The sequence below is a fragment of the Pseudacidovorax intermedius genome, from assembly GCF_003350475.1.
GTDB lineage: Bacteria > Pseudomonadota > Gammaproteobacteria > Burkholderiales > Burkholderiaceae_C > Xenophilus > Xenophilus intermedius.
The window spans coordinates 3,270-5,187 of sequence record NZ_QQAV01000024.1 but is presented as its reverse complement, the minus strand read 5'-3'; the positions used below and the strand labels follow the sequence as shown (position 1 = coordinate 5,187).

Here is a 1,918-nt window from a genome sequence, read left to right as displayed (position 1 = left end):
CGCAGCCGGTGCCGCATTCGCCGGCGTCACCTTCGTGCACGTGCCCAGCTGCACGGGCGTCGTGCCCGCCTGCGCACTCACGAAGCTCGTGTACGCCGGCGTGTTGTCGTTGATCACCAGCGTGGTCATCGGCGACGGGGTGGTGTTCTCGTAGCTGATGCGGTACTCCAGCACCTCGCCCGGCTTGGCCTGGTTGTTGGTGCCGAAGCTGCCGCCCTGCGTCACGTTGCGCACCGCCTTGGTCAGCTGCAGCGCGCTGCTGCTGACGGTGGTGGTGTCGGTGGCGCTGTAGCTCGCGCTCAGCGCCGGCGCCGCATTGGTGAAGCTGAGCGTGGCCGTCACCGGCACCGCATGGCTGTTGCCGTTGGCCGCCGCGGCGGGCACGCTTTCCTGCACCACGAAGCACACCACCTGCCCGGCCGTCACGGTCTGGGCGCTGCCCGAGGGGTACAGCCGCGTGGCGCCGGGCTGGACGGCTCCGGTGCAGCCGCTGTCCAGGTAGGCGATTTCGCTCCAGCCGCTCACGCTGGCGGGGTTGGCGGTGCCCGTGCCCAGGCTCAGGCTCAGGCTGCCGCCGGTGCCGGCCGTGAAGCTGTGGGCATGCACGGCGTTGACGCCCGCGGCGACGCTGCGCGCGCTGCTGGCGGGGGTCAGGGTGCTGACCGGTACTTCACCGAAGTTGATGGCAGCCTGGCCCGAGGCGGCGGCGGTGAAGCTGACCTGGCGGCTGCTGCGCGTGTAGCCGTAGGCGACGCCGCCGACGCTGGTGCTGCCGGCGTTGGCCAGGACGCTGCCGGCGACGTTGGCGCCGGTGGCGATGTAGCCGCCGCTGGTGCCGGTGCTGGGCGGGGTGAGGACCACGCACACGTTCTGGCCGTTCTGCGCCGTGGGTACGGCCAGGCTGTAGGCGCCGGCGCCGTCGGTGGTGGTGCTGGCGTAGGTGGTGGCGGCGCAGTTGGTCAGGCTCACGGTGGCGCCGCTGATGCCCTGCTCGCTTGCGTTGCGCAGGCCGTCGTTGGGGGTGGCGGTGTTGACGCCGGCGCTGGGGGCGCCGTTGTCGTTGAAGACGACGCCGGTGATGCCGTTGTTGGTGTTGGTGAAGGTGCAGGTGATGTCGGCGCCGGCTTTCATCTGGCTGGCCGTCAGGCTCACCGCGCTGCCCGCGACGCTGCCGAGTGCGCCGGTGCCGTTGCCGGTGCTCGTGCCGTTGGCGTCCACGCAGCTGATGCTCGCCGGGGTGGCGGGCCAGCCCAGCGGGCTGGTCTGCGTGAGGGTGACGGCGGTGCCGATGCTGCCCGTGTAGGCGCTGCTGGTGACGGCGGTGCCCGCGACGCTGGTGCTCAGTTGCGCGCTTGTGCTGTCCAGGCCGCTGAGCACGAAGTTGAAGGTGCCGGTGCCGCCGTTGCTGATCTGCGCGATGCGCACTCTCGGGATGGAGACGAGTTTGACCTGCTTGTTGGTGTCGTCGTACTGGATCACGCCCAGGTAGCCGATGCCGCTGAGGTTGTTGCTGGCGAAGGTGCCGGTGCGCGTGCCGGTGTAGCTCATGAGCACGTAGCTGCCGGCAGTGTTGAAGCCGCTGAGCGGGTTGATGCTCAGGCTGGCGCCGCTGAGGTCGAGGTTGCCGTTGACTTGCACGAGGTCGTTGACGCCGCCTCCGGTGGTGCCGCTGGCGCCCAGGTCCAGCGCGACGCTGGCACCGGCCAGGCTCAGGGCGCCGGTGGTGAGGGTGCCGGCCACGCCGGCGCTGGCGCCGGGGCTGAGGGTGCCCGCGACGCTGGTGGTGCCGCCGATGGTGCCGCTGCCGCCCAGGGTGGCGCCGCCGGCGACGCTGACGGTGCTGGCGCTGGCGGTGCTGCCGTTGACGCGCAGGGTGGCGCCGCTGGTGACGCTGGTGTTGCCGGCGTAGGTGTTGGCG

1 protein-coding gene is annotated in these 1,918 nt (G+C 71.4%); it reads right to left on the bottom strand.

The window, feature by feature from the left end:
* A partial coding sequence (locus DFR41_RS27840) for a prealbumin-like fold domain-containing protein (protein WP_425326734.1) occupies positions 1 to 1,918 on the bottom strand: 1,918 nt, incomplete at both ends.